The following is a 20494-nucleotide window of genomic DNA, read 5'->3' on the forward strand; positions in this document are numbered from 1 at the left end:
TCTCTGGCCATCAACTATTTCCCATGTTGCAGTGTTGCACTTTGGAATTAACCATACGGGCGCAACATTGCCTAAAAAATATAACCCATTGAATATAAAGGAGTTTGTATGAACCTTCGTCCTTTGCACGATCGCGTCATCGTCAAGCGCCTCGACCAGGAAACCAAAACTGCGTCCGGCATCGTCCTTCCCGAAGCTGCTGCGGAAAAACCGGATCAGGGCGAAATCCTGGCGGTCGGCAATGGCAAGATCCTTGAGGATGGCAAAGTACGCCCGCTCGAAGTAAAAGTCGGCGATCGCGTTCTGTTCGGCAAATATTCTGGCCAAACCGTCAAGGTCAGTGGCGAAGAACTGCTCGTCATGCGCGAAGAAGACATCATGGCAGTCGTCCAGAAGTAATACGAATATCCAACGAACTAAGGAGTAACAAACATGGCAGCTAAAGAAGTCATTTTTGGCGATAACGCCCGTGCCAAGATGGTTGAAGGCGTGAACATTCTCGCCAACGCCGTCAAAGTCACCCTGGGCCCGAAAGGCCGCAACGTAGTCCTCGAGCGCTCCTTCGGCGCCCCGACCGTCACTAAGGACGGCGTATCTGTCGCCAAGGAAATCGAACTGAAAGACAAGCTCATGAACATGGGCGCGCAAATGGTCAAGGAAGTCGCTTCCAAGACTTCCGACAACGCCGGTGACGGTACCACTACCGCAACCGTGCTGGCCCAGGCCATCGTGCGCGAAGGCATGAAGTACGTTGCCGCCGGCATGAACCCGATGGACCTGAAGCGCGGCATCGACAAGGCCGTGACCGCCACCGTCGAGGAACTGAAGAAGATCGCCAAGCCCTGCACCACTTCCAAGGAAATCGCCCAGGTTGGCGCCATTTCTGCCAACTCCGACCAGTCCATTGGCGAGCGCATTGCTGAAGCCATGGAAAAAGTCGGCAAGGAAGGCGTAATCACCGTGGAAGACGGCAAGTCGCTGAACGATGAACTCGAAATCGTCGAAGGCATGCAGTTCGATCGCGGTTACCTGTCGCCGTACTTCATCAACAACCCGGACCGTCAGGTTGCCATTCTGGAAAACCCGTTCGTCCTGCTGTTCGACAAGAAGATCTCCAACATCCGTGATCTGCTGCCGGTTCTCGAGCAAGTTGCCAAGGCTGGCCGTCCGCTCCTGATCATCGCCGAAGACATCGAAGGCGAAGCGCTGGCTACCCTGGTGGTCAACAACATCCGCGGCATCCTGAAGACCTGCGCAGTGAAAGCTCCGGGCTTCGGCGACCGTCGCAAGGCCATGCTGGAAGACATCGCTATCCTGACTGGCGGCCAGGTGATCGCTGAAGAAGTCGGCCTGACCCTCGAGAAGGCAACCCTGAACGACCTCGGCCAGGCCAAGCGCGTCGAGATCGGCAAGGAAAACACCACCATCATCGATGGCGCTGGTCAGGCTTCCGCAATCGAAGCGCGCGTCAAGCAGATCCGCGTGCAGATCGAAGAAGCGACTTCCGACTACGACCGTGAAAAGCTGCAGGAACGCGTGGCAAAGCTGGCCGGCGGTGTGGCAGTGATCAAGGTCGGCGCCGCAACCGAAGTCGAAATGAAAGAGAAGAAGGCCCGCGTGGAAGACGCCCTGCACGCAACCCGCGCTGCAGTTGAAGAAGGCATCGTCCCGGGCGGCGGCGTGGCACTGTTGCGCGCTCGCGCCAGCCTGAACCTGAAAGGCGACAATCCTGACCAGGACGCCGGTATCAAGATCGTGCTGCGCGCGATCGAAGAGCCGCTGCGCATGATCGTCACCAACGCCGGCGAAGAAGCTTCCGTCGTCGTCAACAAGGTCCTGGAAGGCAAGGGCAACTTCGGCTACAACGCCGCCAACGACACCTATGGCGACATGGTTGAAATGGGCGTGCTGGATCCGGCCAAGGTCACCCGTTCGGCTCTGCAGAATGCAGCGTCGATCGCCGGCCTGATGCTGACCACCGACTGCATGGTGGCAGAGCTGGTTGAAGAGAAACCGGCTGCTGCTGGCATGGGCGGTATGGGTGGCATGGGCGGTATGGGCGGCATGGACGGCATGATGTAATTGCCGTTCGGTGGAATGCCTTCGCATTCCGCTACCAAGGTCCACAAATAAAGAGGCCCGCTTCGGCGGGCCTCTTTGCATTTCAAGCTTCCTGCATGAATCCCTGCGCGGGTCGTCATGCCGGATACACAAAACTGCCGGATTCAGTGCTCGTCCAGATCTTCCTGCTCTTCCCGCGGCTCGCCCAGTGAAGGTTCGGGCTGATAGCTTGCCAGCAGCTGTTCGCGGCTCTCCGGCGTTTCCAGACTGATGCGTCCCAGCGCGCCGCTGCGGTAATCCTGCAGCAGGGTGTGGGCCGCCTTCTCCAAGTCCCAGTCTCCGCCCTTCAGCCTGAATCCGCGGCGCTGGGCGATGGCTTCGATCACGCCGATGCCGTCCATGCCTGCTGTCGCCAGGCCATAGCGGGCGGCGAGCAGTTGCGGGTAGCGCACAAGCAGCTGGTCCGCGAGGAAGCTCGCGACCTCTTCCTCGATGATCGCGTTCACGCCGATCGCATGGCTGGCGGCCAGCATCAGGCCGTCGGTAGGATGCTCGATCTTCGGCCACAGCATGCCGGGCGTATCGATCAGGACGATGTTGTTGCCGAGATAGAGACGCTGCTGCGTCTTGGTGACCGCCGGTTCGTCCCCCACTGCCGCCACCCGCTTTTTCAGCAGTGCGTTCATCAGGGTCGACTTGCCGACGTTGGGAATCCCCATGATCATCATGCGCAGCGGCTTCAATGCCGTGCCCCGATGCGGCACCAGCTTCATTGCGAGAGCCGGGATCTTGGCGACATCCGCCGGCTTCTTGCAGCTCAGGGCGATCGCATGCACGCCTTTTTGCCGGTTGTAATGCTCGATCCAGGCCTTGGTCGCAACCGGATCGGCCAGGTCACCCTTGTTGAGGATTTTCAGACAGGGGCGCTGCCGATGCTTGCGCAATTGTTCGATCATCGGATTGCAGCTGGCCTCGGGCAGGCGCGCATCCAGCACCTCGATCACCAGGTCGGTCTTCTCCATGGATTCCGCCGCCTTCTTGCGGGCGGCGTTCATGTGACCGGGGAACCATTGTATGGACATGCGTGACTTCATTTTGAAAAGAAGGCGCTATTTTACCCGGTGCACGGACAGACTCCGGGAAGAAAGCCAAGGCGCAGCGCCTCTGCAGAAACGGCTTGTGTGCAGCTCAATCCAGCTGTGCCAACGCTTTCAGATGGGCAACGACGCTTCGTCCGAGCGCCGAGAGGTTGTAGCCGCCCTCGAGGCAGCTCACGATGCGGCCCTTCGCATGCTGGCTGGCGACTTCCATGACTCTCTGCGTGATCCAGGCATAGTCCGCTTCGACCAGGCCCAGCTGGCCGAGGTCGTCTTCACGATGCGCGTCGAACCCGGCTGAAATGAAGATCATTTCCGGGCGGTGCGCATGCAGGGCGGGCAGCCACTTCTCGCTCACCAGCCGTCGAATTTCATCGCCCTTGGTATAGGCGGGCACCGGCAGGTTCACCATGTTCGGCAGATCGGTGCGCACTTCGCTGTAGGGATAGAAGGGATGCTGGAAAAAGCTGACCATCAGTACCCGATCATCACCGATGAATGCCTCTTCCGTACCATTGCCATGATGAACATCGAAGTCGACAATCGCCACGCGTTGCAATCCATGCACTTCCAGCGCATGCTTGACCGCGATCGCGATATTGCCAAACAGGCAAAATCCCATCGGCTCCGATGGCCGTGCATGGTGTCCCGGAGGACGTATTGCACAGAATGCATTGTCGATTTCGCCGGCGATCACCGCATCGGTCGCCGCGATTGCCGCGCCGGCGGCACGCAGCGCGGCCTCCCAGCTGTGGCAATTCAGCAGCGTATCGGGATCGAGGGGATAGTAGGCTGTAACGCCCTCCTGCATGAGCGGCACATTGGCGCGCACCCGCTCGATGGCGTCAAGCGTATGGACGCGCGCGATTTGCGTCACGCTGGCCTGGGGCGCTTCCCTGCGTTCGAGCAGGCCGTCGATGCGGCTTGCGATCATCTGGTCTTCGATTGCCTGCAGACGTTCTGGGCATTCGGGATGCCATCCTCCCATTTCATGGCGCATGCAATCGGGGTGGGTGTAGATGGCAGTCGTCATTTCTTTCCACTAAGCAGAGTAGACGGTCAAGTTCTCGAATAGAATCTCGATAGTTTAGAGCGTCTAATAAAAAGGTGCCCGCAATGCGTCTTCTTCTCCTGCCACCGGCACGGTCTGCATTGATGCCTAGCCGGCGGCCGCGACTCCGCTCATCTTGCCAGACGTTCCAGATGAAATATGCACGGTACCGTTGTCATTTTGCCGGCGCTTTCCGATAACCAGATTTGATGTTCCTCAAGCAGGAAATACCAGCAACACCCATCCTAACTCACGGAAGATCCATGTTCTCGAAAGTCCATGCTGTTGCCCAACAAGTCAGCCAGATCGTCGTCGGCAAGGAACTGCAAATCCGGCAATCGCTTGCCTGCCTCTTGGCAGGCGGCCACTTGCTGATCGAGGATGTGCCGGGCGTCGGCAAGACCACGCTGGCGCATGCGCTGGCGATCTCGCTCGGCCTGAGATTCAATCGGCTCCAGTTCACCAGCGACCTGCTGCCGGCGGATGTGGTCGGCGTGTCGATTTTCAATCGGGAAAAGAACGGCTTCGTGTTCCATCCCGGCCCGGTGTTTACCCAGGTCCTGCTCGCGGATGAGATCAACCGCGCGACGCCGAAGACGCAATCGGCGCTGCTGGAAGCGATGGAAGAACGCCAGGTCACGGCCGATGGCATTACCCGCGAGCTGCCGCAACCGTATTTCGTCATCGCCACGCAAAACCCGACGCACCAGATCGGCACTTTCCAGCTCCCCGAATCGCAGCTCGACCGCTTCCTGATGTGCCTGTCGCTCGGCTATCCGGATGCGCAGGCCGAACGCGCCTTGCTGATGGGCGAAGACCGCCGCACCATGCTGAAGTCACTGCCTACCGCGATGCAACCGGAAGAATTGCTGGAAGCGCAAACAGCCCTGAAGCGGGTGCATGCCTCGCCTTCCCTGATCGATTACGTGCAGGCATTGGCGCAGGCTTCGCGCCAGAGCGGCCTGTTTGCGGAAGGTTTGAGCCCGCGCGCCACGATTGCGCTGCTGCATGCTGCGCGTGCATGGGCCGCGCTTGAAGGCCGCAATCATGTGATCCCGGAAGATGTGCAGGCGGTACTGGTGCCGGTCGCGGCGCATCGTCTGCGGCCGCTGAAGTCCACCGCTGGCTCGGCGCTGGGCAGCCGCGACCTCGTGCTGCAGCTGATGCAATCGGTGGCGGTATAGAAAAATGTTGAGCAGGATCGAACACGCTTTGCGCAGGAAAGCCAGCAAATGGCTGTTCCGTCTGCGCGACAGCGAGCCGGGTGAAGTGTTCCTGCACCAGCGGCGCGTGTTCATCATGCCCACCCACCCGGGCATGGGCTTTTGCGTAATGCTGCTCGCTCTGTTCATCGCTTCGGTGAACTACAACCTCAGCCTCGGTTTCGGCCTCACCTTCCTGATCGCCGCCTGCGCTCTGATCGACATGCACCTTACCTTCCGCAACTTGGCTCACCTGCATCTGGCAGCCGGCCGCTCGACGCCGGTGTTCGCCGGGGAAGAGGCACGCTTTGAACTGCACCTGATCAACCGGCGCCGCCACGACCGTTATGCGCTCTGGGTAGACTTTGTGGGTGAAGGCCTGCCCGAAGTGATCCATCACGCCGACGTGGCCGCGCAATCGACGACCACGATCACGCTGTCTGCATTGGCGCAACAACGTGGGTGGATGCCGGCACCGCGGGTACGCCTGCAAACCCGTTTTCCGCTGGGTCTGCTTCGCGCATGGAGCTACTGGCAGCCGGATGCGCGTGCCCTCGTCTACCCGCAGCCGGAACAGAATGCACCGCCGCTGCCGGTGGCGGGCATCGAAGCGAATGAAGGTGAAGGCGGCGCGGGTGAAGAAGATTTTGCCGGCATCCGTGGTTACCAGGCGGGCGATTCGCTGAAGCGCCTCGCCTGGCGCCAAATCGCCAAGGTCGACGTCGACCTTGGCGGCGCCCTCGTCACCAAGCATTTCGAAGGTGGTGCGGCGACCGAGATTGCCCTCGACTTCGCCCAGCTTCCGCGTCTGATGGATGTGGAAGCGAAACTGTCGCGGCTGACGCGCTGGGTGATCGAAGCCGAAGCACGCGGCCTGCCCTATTCCTTCCACCTCGGCGGCACGCATCTCCCCGCGGCTCTCGGCCCGGCACACCGCGAAGCCTGCCTGCGCGCATTGGCGCTGTATCAGCCATGAAGACGTCGCGCCTGCCCCTGCCTTCGCTCACCGGCTCCGCCCGGCGACCGATGTCGCGCGACAAGGCCGACACGCTGCTGCTGCTGGTGTCCTGCGCCATCGTGCTGGTGCCGCATGCCGGACATCTGCCCGGCTGGATCATTCCCGCCTGCATAGGCCTGCTGCTGTGGCGCGGCTGGGTCACCTTCCATGGCATGCAGATGCCGCCGCGCTGGCTGCTGCTGCCGGTAGCCGCGTTGACCATGGGCGGCGTGTACTGGACGCATCGCACTCTCTTCGGCCAGGAAGCTGGGGTGTCGATGCTGGCACTGCTGCTGACGCTCAAGCTGCTGGAAATGCATGCCAAGCGTGACCTGTTCGTGGTGCTGTTCCTCAGCTTCTTCCTGATCCTGGCCAGCTTCTTTTATTCGCAAAGCATCGCTACCGCATGCATGACGATCGTTGCCGTCATCGCGATGCTGACCACACAGCTGTCCTTCCAGTACACCGGCGTGGTGCCACCTCTGCGAAAACGACTGCGGCTGGGCGCGATGATCCTCGGGCTGGCCGTGCCGCTGACGCTGGTGTTGTTCATGCTGTTCCCGCGCATCCAGGGCCCGCTGTGGGGTCTGCCGCAGGATACGGGCTCGGGCCGGACCGGCTTGTCCGACTCCATGTCTCCCGGGAATATCTCCAGGCTCGCGCAATCGGAAGAAATCGCATTCCGCGCAAAATTTGACGGCACGCCGCCACCGAAATCGAAGCTGTATTGGCGCGGTCCGGTACTCGGCAACTACGACGGCCGTACCTGGACCGCTCTTCAGGCGCATGCCCCGTCGCGTCAGCCGATCCGTATTCATCCGCACGGTGCCCCGGTACGCTACCAGGTGACGCTGGAGCCGCATGGACGGCGCTGGCTGTTCGCCCTCGACGTGCCCCAAACTAGGCCCGAAGTGGACAATTTCCAGGTCACCGTTTCGCCCGACCTGGAAATCCTGGCAACGCGGCCTTTGAACGAGCGGGTCCGCTACGATGCCGCGTCCTTTCTCGATTACGCCTTGCAGCCGGAAGAAAGCCGTCATGCCCTGCAAGCATGGCTGGCACTGCCGCCAGGCTTCAATCCGCGCACGCTGGAATTCGGTGCGCAACTGCGCCGGCAACATGGCAGCGACAATGCGGTGATCGATGCCGTCCTGCGCTACTTCCGCAAGGAGAATTTCCGCTACACGCTCGAGCCGCCCCCGCTTGGCAGGGATGTGGCGGATGAATTCCTGTTCTCGACGCGGGCCGGATTCTGCGAACACTATTCCAATGCCTTCGTGATCCTGATGCGTGCCGCCGGCATTCCGGCGCGGGTAGTGACCGGCTATCAGGGCGGGGAGGTCAACCCGGATGACGGCTTCCTGACGGTGCGCCAGTCCGATGCTCATGCCTGGGCCGAAGTATGGCTGGAACATCTTGGCTGGACCCGGGTCGATCCGACTGCGGCGGTTGCGCCCGAGCGCATCGAAACGAATCTCGGCAACGTGCTTCCGCGCCGCGTGCTGGGTGGCCTGGTGACCTTCGATGCCGGGAAGGAATCCTGGCTAAGCAGCCTGTACCGGCTGAGATACAGCTGGGAAGCCCTGAACAATGCGTGGAATCAATGGGTCCTGAGCTACACGCCCGAGCGCCAAAGGAATTTCCTCAAGTGGCTCGGCTTCGAGGATGTCAGCTGGCGCACCCTGGCCATATTGATGACGGCCCTCGGCTGCGCCGTGCTGGCACTGACGATGCTGCCCCTGCTGTTCCAGCGACGGAAGACGGACCCGGTCGATGCCCTGTTTCAGACGCTCTGCAAAAACATGGCGCGACGAGGCATTGCCAGAGCGGTCCACGAAGGGCCGCGCGCCTATGCGGCTCGCCTGACGGCGCAGGAATCCCCCCTGCCGCCGAACCAGAAAGCCGCTGCCGCAGGCTTTCTGACGTTGTATGAACATCTGCGCTACGGTTTGCCGGACGAGAAGGCAACCGACGGCGCGCTCACCCAACTCAAATCCTTGTTAGCGGAATGCCGATGACATTTTTCACTTTCACCAAATACTGCGCATGCCTGCCCCCGCTCCTGCTCGCATTGACAGCCTGCGTATCGGATGCCAAACAGACGAGCCATGCTCCAGCGGGAATCAAGGCGAAGAAGGCCGTCGATACGCAGGAGACGGGCGAATTCGCCAACTTCAACCAATGGAAGGATGTCTCCGATTTCATCGACGAGATGGTTGCGAAGCACGGCTTCGACCGGAGCGAACTGGAAGCGATTTTCCGACAGGCGCGCTATGTAGATACGACGATCCAGCTGATCAAACCGGCGCCGCCCGGCAAGCCGAAGAACTGGCAAGCCTATCGCGCGCGCTTCGTCGAACCGGTGCGCATCAACGCCGGCGTCGCTTTCTGGGATAGTTATGCGGATGCACTCGCGCGGGCTGAGGCGGAATATGGCGTTCCTGCCGAAATCATCGTCGGCATTCTCGGCGTTGAAACCATTTATGGCCGCAATACCGGCAATTTCCGCGTACTGGACGCGCTGACGACGCTCGCGTTCAGTTATCCCGACACGCCTAACCGTGCGGCACGCATGAGCTTCTTCCGTGGCGAGATAGCGAACACGCTGCTGTTTGCGCGTGATGCGAAAATCGATCCCTTCTCGCTGCTCGGGTCCTATGCAGGAGCGATCGGCTGGCCGCAGTTCATGCCGGGCAGCATACGCAGGTACGCCGTCGATTTCGACGGCGACGGCAAGGTCGACCTGCGCAATTCGCCGGTGGACGCCATTGGCAGCGTCGCCAGCTTCCTCGTGCAGCATGGCTGGAAACGCGGCGAGCCCATAGTCTTTCCCGCAAGCGTTGCGTCGGCCGGAAACACCGGCTGGGAAATGTTCATCGGCCAGGGACTGGAAGCGAAATTCAGCCTGGAAGAACTGAAAACGGCCGGCGTGACATCGAGCGCCGAACCGCCGGCGGACATGCTGTATGGCCTGGTCGACTTACAGAATGGCACGGACCCGACGGAATACTGGCTGGGTACCGGCAATTTCTTTGCCATTACCAAATACAACCGCAGTTTCTTCTACGCGATGTCGGTCATCGACCTTGGCCGCGCAGTACGCACTGCGCGTGGGCAGTAATTCGCAAGCAAGACTTCGCCGTGTGGCCTGCTGAAGCTGGTGGGCTTTCTGGTACTGCTGATGGTCATCATCATTGCTTTTGCAGGCTGCATATTGGTTAAACTCGGGGACCAGCATCGGCGCAGAGAGGGAAAGACGCGTCGCGCCGGCCTGTCCCATTCGGAACTGGTACCCACTGTTCTGCTCGATTGGATGACACACCTTATTGCGGCGTGACTTCTTCCCGCAATCTGATCAGACGGGATCGGCCTGCTTGAGAATTTCCGGTTCCAGTTCCACGGTCTGTTCGCCGCTGCTTATCCATACCTGGCCTTCCTGCACGGTGCATTGCAGTTGCATGCCGCGCTCGGCCAGCTTTGCCAGTGCGAGCGTGGCACTGACCGGCAGGCGAATCACGCTCACATTCCGGGCACGATCGAGCTTGTTCTTGATCTGTTCCCACCATACCGTGCTGACGCCGCCGTAGCTGTACACCAGCACCTGGCGCGCGCGGCCACAAGCCTTGAGGATGCGCTTTTCGTCGGGCTGTCCGACCTCAATCCACGACTCGATCGCGCCGGTCAGATCTCTGCGCCACAAGTCGGGCTCATCTTCCGTGCTCAAACCCTTTCCGAATGCGAGTGCCTCATCTGCATTGAGCGCAAAGGCCAGCAGCCGTACCATCATGCGCTCATCGGTTTCGGACGGATGGCGCGCTATGGTCAGGCTGTGTTCCGCGTAGTAATGGCGATCCATGTCAGCGACATGCAAATCCGCCTTGAAAATCGTTGCCTTGAGGGCCATGGCTGTCCTGCTCTTAGTTTTGCAGGTCGTGATTATAAGAGGATGAGCGCGAATGATTGCCGGCAGAAGCATGTGCTTGCAGCGCGGGCACCCTGGAACGGCGGCATAATGAATACTTTGCCTCATCCTCCATTCCGCTTCATGACTCCAGCACTCCCTCCCGATGAGCCCAGCAAGGCGAACGCTCACCCGTCCCACGATCCTGATGAAGTAATTGTCACGACCAGAGCCTGGCTGGAGAAGGCCGTGATCGGCCTGAACCTGTGCCCGTTCGCAAAAGCGGTTCATGTCAAGCAACAAGTCCGCTATGTGGTCAGCAACGCCCAGACTCCCGAGGCGCTGCGAGAAGACCTGGTACGGGAACTGGAAACATTGGCGCAGGCGAATGCAAAAGACATCGACACCACCCTGCTGATTCATCCTTCCGTCCTGCTCGATTTCCTCGACTACAACGACTTCCTCGATATTGCGGATGAGACTCTCAGTGAGCTTGGACTGGAAGGCCAGTTGCAAGTCGCAAGCTTCCATCCCCGCTACCAGTTCGCAGGTACCGCACAAGATGACATTGAAAACTACACCAACCGCTCTCCGTATCCGATCCTGCATTTATTGCGCGAAGACAGCATCGAGCGTGCGGTCGAGAGTTTTCCGGATGCCAGCGAGATTTATGAAAAGAACATTGCCACCATGCGCCGGTTGGGACATGAAGGTTGGCGTCGCCTCAACATAAGCTCAGTAGAAACCTCTTCCGAGGAGCCGGGGATGAAAAAGAAATAAGAAAAAAACCTGCTAAGGCAATCCTTCCATCCCCACCAAGTCCGAAAGACGTTGCCTAGCTTTTCATATGGCTTCCATCGGAAGCGTATACCGCGCGAAGATGTTGGTCATTAAAAGAATTTAGCCTGCTTTAGCTTCAGTTTTGTGGCCTTTTCTTTTTGGCCCGTATGGAAGCCGAATGTTAGTAAGCGTTCACAGAAAAAGATTGAAACAAATTTAACATTGCATTTCTGAAATTTTTTTAATATATTTCTTAAGTGCAAAAAATTGCATGTTAGTCAAATAAATTGAGTCGGCATGCAATCTAAATAAATCGCTCCAATCACGGCCATTATTGGCATTTTCACAAGTTTCACTGCTTATTCAGCAAGGGAATCGCAACATGGAATATCAATCAATGAATGAGGAATCAGGTAATGCCAGCAGCAACCGTCTCGCCGATCAGGTTGCTTATGATCCCAACAATTTGCTGGATGCCTTGATTGAAAAGCTGAATCTGAAAAATGACGCGGCGCTCTCGCGTGCGCTGGAAGTAGCGCCGCCGGTGATCAGCAAGATCCGCCACCGCAGGTTGCCGGTGGGCGCATCCCTGCTGATTCGCATGCACGAAGTGAGCGACTTGAGCATCAAGGAACTGCGCATGCTGATGGGCGACCGGCGCGACAAATTCCGAATCAGCGACAAGCAGTTCAAACCCAAGGACAAAGTTTCCGGCAAGGACGAATAAGTCCTCCTCCCGCCTTGCTTCCCTGTCTGAGCTCAGGCAGGGAAGACGCCAGTGGAGAGGTAGCGGTCGCCGCGATCGCAGACAATAAAGACTATCGTCGCGTTTTCCACGGTTTCGGAAATGCGGAGCGCCACTTCGCATGCGCCACCGGAGGAAATGCCGCAAAAAATCCCTTCTTCCTTCGCCATGCGCCGTGCCATCTGTTCGGCAGCAGCCTGGCTTACAGGCTCGACCTGATCCACTCTGGCGCGGTCGAATATCTTCGGTAGATAAGCTTCCGGCCATTTCCGGATGCCAGGGATCTGCGATCCCTCTTCCGGCTGGGCGCCGACAATCCGGATGTTTTCATTCTGTTCCTTCAGGTACTGTGATACACCCATGATAGTGCCGGTCGTTCCCATGGCGCTCACGAAATGTGTCACCCTGCCCTGGGTGTCGCGCCAGATTTCCGGTCCCGTTCCTTCGTAATGGGAGCGCGGGTTGTCCGGATTGGCAAACTGGTCGAGGATGGTGCCTTCCCCATTCTTTTGCATCTGCTCGGCCAGATCGCGCGCATACTCCATGCCCCCGGTTTTTGGGGTCAAAATGATCTTGGCACCATAGGCCGCCATGCTTTGCCGACGTTCCTCGCTCAGGTTTTCCGGCATCAGCAGAACCATCTTGTAACCGCGCATGGAAGCCGCCATTGCGAGAGCAATTCCGGTATTGCCGCTGGTCGCTTCGATCAAAGTATCGCCAGGCTTGATCACGCCACGCTCTTCAGCACCCTTGATCATGGACAACGCAGGCCGGTCCTTGACCGACCCGGCAGGGTTATTCCCCTCGAGCTTGCCCAAAATAATATTATTGCGACGGCGTGCGCTTTCGCTGGGAATCCGCTTCAGCTGAACCAAAGGTGTATTGCCGACTGTGTCTTCGATAGTGAGATAAGGCATGACGTAAGTGAGGAGCTTCAATCAAAACATCATTTTAATCGGAGACGCAGTTGGGCGTACGAGCCCGTTTGATGGCAGGTAGGGCATTCTGGAAATAAAAAACCCCGCGGCGTGTGCCAGCGGGGTTGAGTCGAAAGGAAGACAGCTTACTTCGAGGCCTTGTCTTTCTTGGCGTCTTTTGCGTCGGAAGCCTTCGTGCTCCTATCAGCAGATTTGGCGTCTGCCGCCTTGGACTCCTTCTTGCCCGCGTCGGCTGTCGGCTGCGCTTCCTTCGTGTCCTTGGCTGCGGCGGCCTTCTGCTTGTCCTTGGCGGCTGATGCCGAAGTGCCGGGCTTGGATTGCCCATTGACGGTCAATCCGGACTCAGACAGCTTGGCTGCATTCTTGTCACCGATGCCCTTTACCCGCTTTTCGAAATCGGCCCAGTCCTTGAAATCCCCGCCCTTCTTGCGTTCATCGAGAATGGCTTTGGACGTTTTCGGTCCGATGCCCTTGACGCTGTCTAAGGCTGCCTGGTCCGCCTTGTTGACGTCGACTTGCGCGAATGCAAAACCCATTGTCGCAACCAACGTCGCAACTGCCAGCAAGAGTTTCCTGAACATTGATCTCTCCTAAAGTAGTTAGGGATGCGTTTCAAGCGCGGAGAAAACCGACGCTAAGATCTCTAACGGCCTGATGCTGTAGCGGTTGACAACGAGGCGTGACATCCATATCAGCCGAATAATTCCTCCCGGGTAACAGTTGCCGTACCCAGCTTGCCCACCACGATACCACCGGCACGATTGGCGATCGAAACTGCTTCCTTCAGATCCATACCCGTACCCAGCATGGTCGCCAAGGTTGCGATCACGGTATCGCCGGCACCTGACACGTCGTAGACTTCGCGAGCCATCGTGGGGAAATGGTGCACTTCCTCCGCCGTGTACAGCGTCATGCCTTCTTCGGAACGCGTCAGCAGCAAGGCTTCGAGCTCGAGTTCCGCCCGCAGCCGCTGCGCCTTTTCCGTCAACTCCTGTTCGCTTTTCCATGAACCCACGACCTGCTTGAGTTCCGACTTGTTCGGGGTCAGGATCGATGCGCCCTTGTAGCGCAGGAAATCATCACCCTTCGGATCGACCAGTATGCGTTTTCCAAGCTGCCTTGCCGCTTCGATCATGTGCACCACATTCACCAGGCTGCCCTTGGCATAGTCCGACAGCACGATCACTTCATACTCAGGCAACAGGGCATTGAACTGCGTCAGCTTGTCCCGCAACACGGTGTCGGTAGGAGGCGCTTCAAAATCAATGCGCAGCAATTGCTGCTGCCTGCCGATCACGCGCAGCTTGATGATGGTCGATACCAACGCATCCCGGTTCAGGTAGCTGTTGACATTCAGTGCGGCGAGCAATTGCTCCACCGTATCGCCTGCCTCATCCTTGCCGACGACGCCGAGCAGGCCGGCACGCGCGCCGAGCGCGACCGCGTTGCGCGCAACGTTCGCAGCGCCGCCAAGGCGCTCTTCGCGCCGCTCGATGCGTACCACAGGCACCGGCGCCTCCGGCGAGATCCGGCTTACATCACCGAACCAGTAGCGGTCGAGCATCACATCCCCGACGACCAGGATGCGCGGCGCATTCTTCGAATTTTCGGAGGTGGTCATGTTCAAACCCTGGTCAGCACCGAGCGGCCGATACCGTGATATTCGAACCCGGCATCCGCCATGAATTCCGGTTCGAACAAATTGCGGCCGTCGAATACGATCGGAGTCTTGAGCAGGGATTTGACACGGTCGAAATCGGGGCTGCGGAAAGCCTTCCATTCGGTCACGATTACCAGCGCATCGGCATCATGCAGTGCATCCATCGGACTCTCGCTGAAGCGGATGCGCTCAAGCGCATCAGGCTTGTCCGCAAAGTCGAGGGCAAGCACCCGCCTTGCTTCGTCCATCGCAACCGGATCATGCACTGCCACCGTGGCGCCGCGGCGCAGCAACTGGCTCAGCAGGACGCGGGACGAGGCTTCTCGCATGTCGTCGGTATTCGGTTTGAAAGCCAGGCCCCAGACAGCGACGTGCCGACCCGACAAATCTTCGCCGAAGCGGGCAACGATCTTCTTGCCGAGTACCTGCTTCTGATGATGATTGACGGCTTCCACCGCGCGCAGGATCAGGAGTTCCTGATCATATTCGCGCGCAGTGCGCTCCAGCGCCTGCACATCCTTCGGGAAGCAGGAGCCGCCGTAGCCGCAGCCTGCGTACAGGAAGCTGTAACCGATGCGCGGATCCGAGCCGATGCCCTGACGCACCGCTTCGATGTCGGCCCCGACCCGGTCGGCCAGATTGGCAAGCTCGTTCATGAACGAAATGCGGGTCGCCAGCATGGCATTTGCCGCGTACTTGGTGAACTCGGCGGAGCGCACGTCCATCCAGAAGGTACGCTCATGGTTTCGGTTGAAGGGCTTGTAGAGCTTCTTCATCAGCTCCTGCGCCTGGTGACCTTCCGGCGTTTCCTCGCAACCGATGACGATGCGGTCGGGCCGCATGAAGTCCTCAACTGCTGCGCCCTCCTTCAGGAATTCCGGATTCGAGACGACAGAGAACGGCAGCTCTTTGCCGCGCGCCTGCAATTCCTCGCGGACGGCTGCACGCACCTTGTCCGCGGTCCCCACCGGAACCGTGGATTTGTCCACGACCACCTTGAATCCGCTCATATGCTTGCCGATGTTGCGGGCTGCGGCCAGCACATATTTCAAGTCGGCCGAACCGTCTTCGTCGGGCGGCGTGCCTACGGCGATGAACTGGATATCGCCATGGGCCACGCTGGCAGCGATATCCGTCGAAAATTTCAGGCGGCCGGCTGCGTGGTTGCGCGCGACAATATCGGACAAGCCTGGCTCATGGATCGGAATTCCTCCGCTGTTCAGAATATCGATCTTGGCCTGATCGACGTCGAGGCAAAAGACATCGTTGCCCACTTCCGCCAGGCAGGCGCCTGTGACTAGACCGACATAACCTGTGCCGATAATCGTTATCTTCATGATGGTAGTTTGATTGAATGCCGGCACCCGTGAGCGCCGGACGGGTTTAAGTCATGACGTTGAGTTCTTCGGTGCGTCGCGGCGGATAGGTTTCCCACTGGCTGCAGCCCGGGCATTGCCAATAGAACTGGCGTGCCTTGAAGCCACAGTGGCTGCACTGGTAGCGCGCCAGCTTCTGGGTATAGCCGTGCACCAGGTCTTTCACCAGCGAGAGTTCCGGCCGCACTTCCGGCGAGGCATTCAGCAGACGCCCTTCCAGCATCTTGTCGAGTCCGAGCAGGGTCGGGGTCCGCCGCAATTCATTGCTGACCAGCTGGTTCGCGGCTTCGACACCGTCCATTTCCAGCACGGCCTTGAAAACCACTTCGAGCAGGTCGATGGACGGTGCCTCCGTCAGATAGAACTTGAGCAGGTTCACGCCTTCCAAGGGCCGGCCGACTGCCCGGTATCCATCCATGAGGCGCTGGGCGACCAGCGCCACATGCGGCACGCTCTGGTGCTCGACGCGCCGCCATGCCAGCAAGGCTGCTTCGATGTCGCCCCTGGCAAGTTGGGCATCGCCCATGAGGATGCTGGCACGGGCATTCTTGCGGTCGGCGTGCAGCGCCTTTTCCAGCAAGTCCAGAGCCGCGTCTGGATGCGTATGCACCAGTTCGTCCTGAGCCAGCTCGCAGTAGAACTGGGATATTTCCTTTTGCCGCCCGCCGGCACCGGATTCCTGCAGGGCACGGGCAGCGTCGATGGCGCGGGTCCAGTCCTTTTCGCGCTGGTAGATTTCGAGCAGAGCCCTGCGCGCCTGCGCGCCATACTGAGTGTCGACCAGCAGGTTGAAAGTTTCCTCGGCCCTGTCGAGCAAACCGGCTTTCAGGTAATCCTGCCCGAGTTCGTATTGGGAATGGACTTGGTATTCCAGCGGCAGGTCGGGCCGGGCCAGCAGATTCTGGTGCACGCGGATGGCGCGCTCGATCTCGCCACGGCGGCGAAACAGATTGCCGAGCGCGAAATGCAGCTCGACGGTTTCCGGATCCAGCGTGACGATTTCGATAAAGGCGTCGATCGCTTTGTCGGGCTGCTCGTTCAACAGGAAATTCAATCCCTTGAAATATCCTTTAGGGAGACTGCGCGATTCGGATACCAGCTGCTTGATATCAATGCGCGCTGCAATCCAGCCAAGGCTGAAAAAGATAGGGATGCTGAGCAGCCACCAGGTTTCGAATTCCATGCAGTTGTATAAATCGTTGCAGTTACTTGTTGATATTGATGATGCTATCGGGCGGCGGGGGCTGGAGGCGGGACATGCGCTCGGCTTCGGTTTCTTTTTGCATCGTCTCGATGGTTTTCTTGTGCCGGTTCAGGTTGCGCCGGTGACGGAATACGGTTGGCATCATGCCAAGCACCCCGAGCGCTGCGCCAGCGACAAAGAAGCCGAGCAGCAGCAGCACCAGAGGCCCACGCAGTTCGTAGTCAAAGAAGAACCTGAGCGCGACTTCCTGCGTATTCTTCAAGGCAAAGCCAAAGAACACGAGAAAAAGGATGACCGCAACAATTCTCGAAATGATTTTCATGGCTCCGATTCCTTATCGATCGTTTTGCCTGTGCATTGCATGCTCCCTCCAGCAGGCAGGACGTGCCGGATGACAGAAGGTGAAATTGTACGTGAAACGAAGTTCGGGTGACGAATGGTGTTGCCCCAATTCAAGCGGTGTGCGTACGATTCGCCATCAAAAATGCAGCTCAAAAAAAACGGCATCCGTAGCGGATGCCGTTCCGATTTGCGCAGCAACGACTCAATCTTCCTTGATTGGCTGCCCGACCATGGCGTCGACGCGCTCCCGCAATTCCTTGCCAGGCTTGAAATGTGGCACCCGCTTTTCGGGAACCATCACCTTGTCGCCTGATTTCGGATTGCGACCGATGCGCGGCGGACGGCTGTTCAGGGCAAAGCTGCCAAAGCCACGAATCTCGATGCGCTGGCCGCTTGCCAGCGCATCGGCCATTGCATCGAGAATTGTCTTGACCGCGTAATCCGCATCTTTTGCCACCAGTTGCGGATAACGCTCGGCCAGACGGGCAATCAGCTCCGACTTAGTCATTTGACGCTCGACTTACTGCTTGTTGTCGAGCTTCGCCTTCAACAGCGCGCCCAGGCTGGTGGTGCCGGAAGCCGCATTGGCATCAGCCGACATCTTCTGCATGGCTTCCTGGGTTTCGACGTTGTCTTTGGCCTTGATCGACAACTGGATGCTGCGCGACTTGCGGTCGATGTTGATGATCATTGCCTCAACCTTGTCGCCAACCTTCAGGTGAGTGCCGGCATCTTCCACGCGGTCGCGGGAGATTTCGGACGCACGCAGATAGCCTTCGACTTCGTCGGTCAACTGGATCACTGCGCCCTTCGGCTCGACCGACTTGACGGTGCCGGAAACGACCGCACCCTTGTCATTCATTGCAGTGAAGTTGTTGAACGGATCGCCTTCGAGCTGCTTGACGCCCAGCGAAACGCGCTCGCGCTCCACGTCGATGGCCAGCACGACAGCTTCCAGTTCGTCGCCCTTCTTGAACTTGCGCACGGCTTCTTCGCCAGCTTCCGTCCAGGACAGGTCGGACAGATGCACCAGGCCGTCGATATTGCCCGGCAGGCCGATGAACACGCCGAAGTCGGTGATCGACTTGATCGCGCCCTTGACCTTGTCGCCCTTCTTGTGGGTGGCGGCGAAGTCTTCCCACGGATTCGGCTTGCACTGCTTCATGCCGAGGGAGATACGGCGACGCTCTTCGTCGATTTCCAGAACCATGACTTCGACTTCGTCGCCCAGCTGGACAACCTTGCTCGGAGCCACGTTCTTGTTGGTCCAATCCATTTCGGATACGTGCACCAGGCCTTCGATGCCCTGCTCGACTTCAACGAATGCGCCGTAGTCGGTCAGGTTGGTCACCTTGCCGAACAGACGGGTGCCCGGCGGATAGCGACGGGACAGGCCGGTCCAGGGATCGTCACCCAATTGCTTGACGCCCAGCGAAACGCGGTTCTTTTCCTGATCGTACTTGAGGACCTTGGCAGTGATTTCCTGGCCGACGGACAGCACTTCGGACGGGTGACGGACACGGCGCCACGCGAGGTCGGTGATGTGCAGCAGGCCGTCGATGCCACCGAGGTCGACGAACGCGCCGTAGTCGGTAATGTTCTTGACGACGCCGGTCACCACGGTGCCTTCCTTCAGGGTTTCCATCAGCTTGGCGCGCTCTTCGCCCATTGATGCTTCGATAACGGCGCGACGCGACAGCACAACGTTGTTGCGCTTGCGGTCAAGCTTGATGACCTTGAATTCCAGGGTCTTGCCTTCGTACGGCGTGGTGTCCTTGACCGGACGGGTATCGACCAGCGAACCCGGCAGGAAGGCGCGGATGCCGTTGGTCAGGACGGTCAGGCCGCCCTTGACTTTGCCATTCACTGTACCGGTGACCAGCTCGCCGGACTCCATCGCCTTTTCCAGCGAGAGCCACGATGCGAGGCGCTTGGCCTTGTCGCGCGACAGGATGGTGTCGCCGAAGCCGTTTTCGAGTGATTCGATGGCAACGGTGACGAAATCCCCTACGTTGACTTCGAGTTCGCCGTTATCATTCTTGAATTCGTCGATTGGAATGAACGCTTCGGATTTCAGGCCGGCGTTGACGACGACGAAGTTGTAGTCGACGCGAACGACCTCAGCCGAAATCACTTCGCCGGAACGCATATCCTGGCGCGACAGCGATTCCTCGAAGAGAGCGGCAAAACTTTCGTTACCAGAGGTAGAGGAAGCAGGAACTGTAGACATAAAAGTAAAAGGGTTAGCCAATTTGCCAGCGGGATGTGGCAAACATTGGGTTAGGTTAATCAACACCCGGCGGGATGCTGCGCGCATCTACCGGGCACCAACGGCACAACTGACAACAAATCGAATGACACTCTTGCGCATCAACGCGCGCCATGCCTCGCAGCGGTGAACCAACTGAGCACTTGTTCGACTGCCTCGTCGGCAGTCATCGCGGAAGTATCCAGCACGAGCGCCCCTTCTGCGGGCTTGAGCGGGGCAACAGCACGATTGGCGTCGCGCGCGTCACGCTCCTTCAAATCTTTTAGAAGGTCGTCCATATTAGCAGGAAAACCCTTGTCAATCAATTGCTTATAGCGCCTGTCGGCACGTGCTTCGACGCTTGCTGTAAGAAAAACCTTGAGCAGTGCGTTCGGGAAAATCACAGTGCCCATATCCCGCCCGTCCGCGACCAGTCCCGGCGCCTTGCGAAAGCCGAGTTGCAAGCCATACAAGGCTTGGCGCACGGCGGGCAGGGCTGCAATCCTGCTCGCGGCATTCCCGACGTCTTCCGCCCGGATGGCATTCGTCACGTTTTCATGAGCAAGCCAGACCTCATCGCCTATGAACTGGCATGGCAGGCTGGCTGCCAGCTTTGCGAGACCATGTTCGTCATTCAGCAGGACGTTCTTCCGCAATGCCGACAGGGCCGTGAGCCGGTACAGCGCTCCGGAATCCAGGTAGTGAAAGCCGAGACGCAGCGCGACGCGCTGCGCAACCGTACCCTTGCCGGAAGCGGTCGGACCATCAATGGCGATTACGGCAATATTGGAAGTATTCATTTCTTTAATATCAATGGTTGGCCTGCTGCCGGCTGCGTGCCAGTCGGCACACATCCCGGCAATCGTTCCGGTCCATCACCCGCTTGCCGAAA

20 protein-coding genes are annotated in these 20494 nt (G+C 58.9%); 8 read left to right on the plus strand and 12 right to left on the minus strand.

What is annotated here, in order from left to right:
* The first annotated feature begins 108 nt into the window (after positions 1–108).
* Positions 109–399: a co-chaperone GroES gene (gene groES, locus HGHM_RS11695; RefSeq protein WP_019141715.1), complete on the plus strand. Its 291-nt coding sequence runs from the start codon at positions 109–111 to the stop codon at positions 397–399.
* Between the two features lie 33 nt (positions 400–432).
* Positions 433–2082 (plus strand): chaperonin GroEL, encoded by a 1650-nt coding sequence (gene groL / locus HGHM_RS11700; RefSeq protein WP_019141716.1) that lies wholly within the window; start codon positions 433–435, stop codon positions 2080–2082.
* 143 nt (positions 2083–2225) lie between these two features.
* Here groL and ylqF read toward each other — a convergent pair whose 3' ends face one another.
* Both ylqF and HGHM_RS11710 read right to left on the minus strand, forming a co-directional pair.
* Positions 2226–3143, minus strand: coding sequence for a ribosome biogenesis GTPase YlqF (gene ylqF, locus HGHM_RS11705; RefSeq protein WP_026075945.1), 918 nt, complete (start codon positions 3141–3143; stop codon positions 2226–2228).
* 106 nt (positions 3144–3249) lie between these two features.
* A complete protein-coding gene (locus HGHM_RS11710; protein ID WP_019141718.1) occupies positions 3250–4191 on the minus strand; it encodes a histone deacetylase family protein in 942 nt (313 codons plus the stop codon).
* A 281-nt stretch (positions 4192–4472) separates the two neighbouring features.
* Here HGHM_RS11710 and HGHM_RS11715 point away from each other — a divergent pair, with 281 nt between their 5' ends.
* From HGHM_RS11715 to mltB, 4 genes are read left to right on the plus strand one after another with little or no spacing between them, the layout of a single operon-like run.
* Positions 4473–5393: an AAA family ATPase gene (locus tag HGHM_RS11715; protein ID WP_019141719.1), complete on the plus strand. Its 921-nt coding sequence runs from the start codon at positions 4473–4475 to the stop codon at positions 5391–5393.
* 4 nt (positions 5394–5397) lie between these two features.
* A complete protein-coding gene (locus HGHM_RS11720) occupies positions 5398–6387 on the plus strand; it encodes a DUF58 domain-containing protein (protein WP_019141720.1) in 990 nt (329 codons plus the stop codon).
* On the plus strand, positions 6384–8426 hold the full coding sequence (locus HGHM_RS11725; RefSeq protein ID WP_019141721.1) for a transglutaminase TgpA family protein: 2043 nt from the start codon (positions 6384–6386) through the stop codon (positions 8424–8426). Before HGHM_RS11720 ends, HGHM_RS11725 begins: the two co-directional genes overlap by 4 nt.
* Positions 8417–9529 (plus strand): lytic murein transglycosylase B, encoded by a 1113-nt coding sequence (gene mltB / locus HGHM_RS11730; RefSeq protein ID WP_019141722.1) that lies wholly within the window; start codon positions 8417–8419, stop codon positions 9527–9529. The genes HGHM_RS11725 and mltB overlap by 10 nt, the downstream gene beginning before the upstream one ends.
* A gap of 234 nt (positions 9530–9763) precedes the next feature.
* On the opposite strand, the gene HGHM_RS11740 is transcribed toward mltB, so the two are convergent.
* On the minus strand, positions 9764–10312 hold the full coding sequence (locus tag HGHM_RS11740; RefSeq protein ID WP_019141724.1) for a YaeQ family protein: 549 nt from the start codon (positions 10310–10312) through the stop codon (positions 9764–9766).
* Positions 10313–10453: 141 nt separating this feature from the next.
* Between HGHM_RS11740 and HGHM_RS21225 the strand changes: the two genes are divergently transcribed.
* Together HGHM_RS21225 and HGHM_RS11750 are read left to right on the plus strand one after the other, a co-directional pair.
* A complete protein-coding gene (locus HGHM_RS21225; RefSeq protein WP_051155336.1) occupies positions 10454–11089 on the plus strand; it encodes a DUF1415 domain-containing protein in 636 nt (211 codons plus the stop codon).
* Positions 11090–11471: 382 nt separating this feature from the next.
* A complete protein-coding gene (locus tag HGHM_RS11750; protein WP_245549205.1) occupies positions 11472–11816 on the plus strand; it encodes a hypothetical protein in 345 nt (114 codons plus the stop codon).
* 32 nt (positions 11817–11848) lie between these two features.
* Here the strand turns inward: HGHM_RS11750 and cysM are convergent, their stop codons facing one another.
* The 9 genes from cysM to cmk form a co-directional block, all read right to left on the minus strand.
* Positions 11849–12751 (minus strand): cysteine synthase CysM, encoded by a 903-nt coding sequence (gene cysM / locus HGHM_RS11755; RefSeq protein WP_019141727.1) that lies wholly within the window; start codon positions 12749–12751, stop codon positions 11849–11851.
* A 146-nt stretch (positions 12752–12897) separates the two neighbouring features.
* Positions 12898–13353: a ComEA family DNA-binding protein gene (locus HGHM_RS11760; protein WP_034348508.1), complete on the minus strand. Its 456-nt coding sequence runs from the start codon at positions 13351–13353 to the stop codon at positions 12898–12900.
* Positions 13354–13463: 110 nt separating this feature from the next.
* A complete protein-coding gene (gene rfaE1, locus HGHM_RS21230; protein WP_019141729.1) occupies positions 13464–14393 on the minus strand; it encodes a D-glycero-beta-D-manno-heptose-7-phosphate kinase in 930 nt (309 codons plus the stop codon).
* Between the two features lie 2 nt (positions 14394–14395).
* Positions 14396–15769, minus strand: coding sequence for a UDP-glucose dehydrogenase family protein (locus HGHM_RS11770; protein WP_019141730.1), 1374 nt, complete (start codon positions 15767–15769; stop codon positions 14396–14398).
* A gap of 46 nt (positions 15770–15815) precedes the next feature.
* Positions 15816–16991 (minus strand): lipopolysaccharide assembly protein LapB, encoded by a 1176-nt coding sequence (gene lapB / locus HGHM_RS11775; protein WP_019141731.1) that lies wholly within the window; start codon positions 16989–16991, stop codon positions 15816–15818.
* Positions 16992–17013: 22 nt separating this feature from the next.
* Positions 17014–17334 carry a LapA family protein gene (locus HGHM_RS11780; protein ID WP_019141732.1) on the minus strand — a complete coding sequence of 107 codons (321 nt, stop codon included), beginning with the start codon at positions 17332–17334 and terminating at the stop codon, positions 17014–17016.
* A 222-nt stretch (positions 17335–17556) separates the two neighbouring features.
* Positions 17557–17862: an integration host factor subunit beta gene (locus HGHM_RS11785; protein WP_019141733.1), complete on the minus strand. Its 306-nt coding sequence runs from the start codon at positions 17860–17862 to the stop codon at positions 17557–17559.
* Between the two features lie 12 nt (positions 17863–17874).
* Entirely contained in the window at positions 17875–19584 is a 1710-nt protein-coding gene (gene rpsA, locus HGHM_RS11790; protein WP_075111712.1) for a 30S ribosomal protein S1, read from the minus strand.
* Positions 19585–19724: 140 nt separating this feature from the next.
* Positions 19725–20402: a (d)CMP kinase gene (gene cmk / locus HGHM_RS11795; RefSeq protein WP_019141735.1), complete on the minus strand. Its 678-nt coding sequence runs from the start codon at positions 20400–20402 to the stop codon at positions 19725–19727.
* Positions 20403–20494: the final 92 nt, after the last annotated feature.

The organism is Noviherbaspirillum massiliense JC206 (assembly GCF_000312045.1).
GTDB classification, from domain to species: Bacteria; Pseudomonadota; Gammaproteobacteria; order Burkholderiales; family Burkholderiaceae_D; genus Noviherbaspirillum; species Noviherbaspirillum massiliense.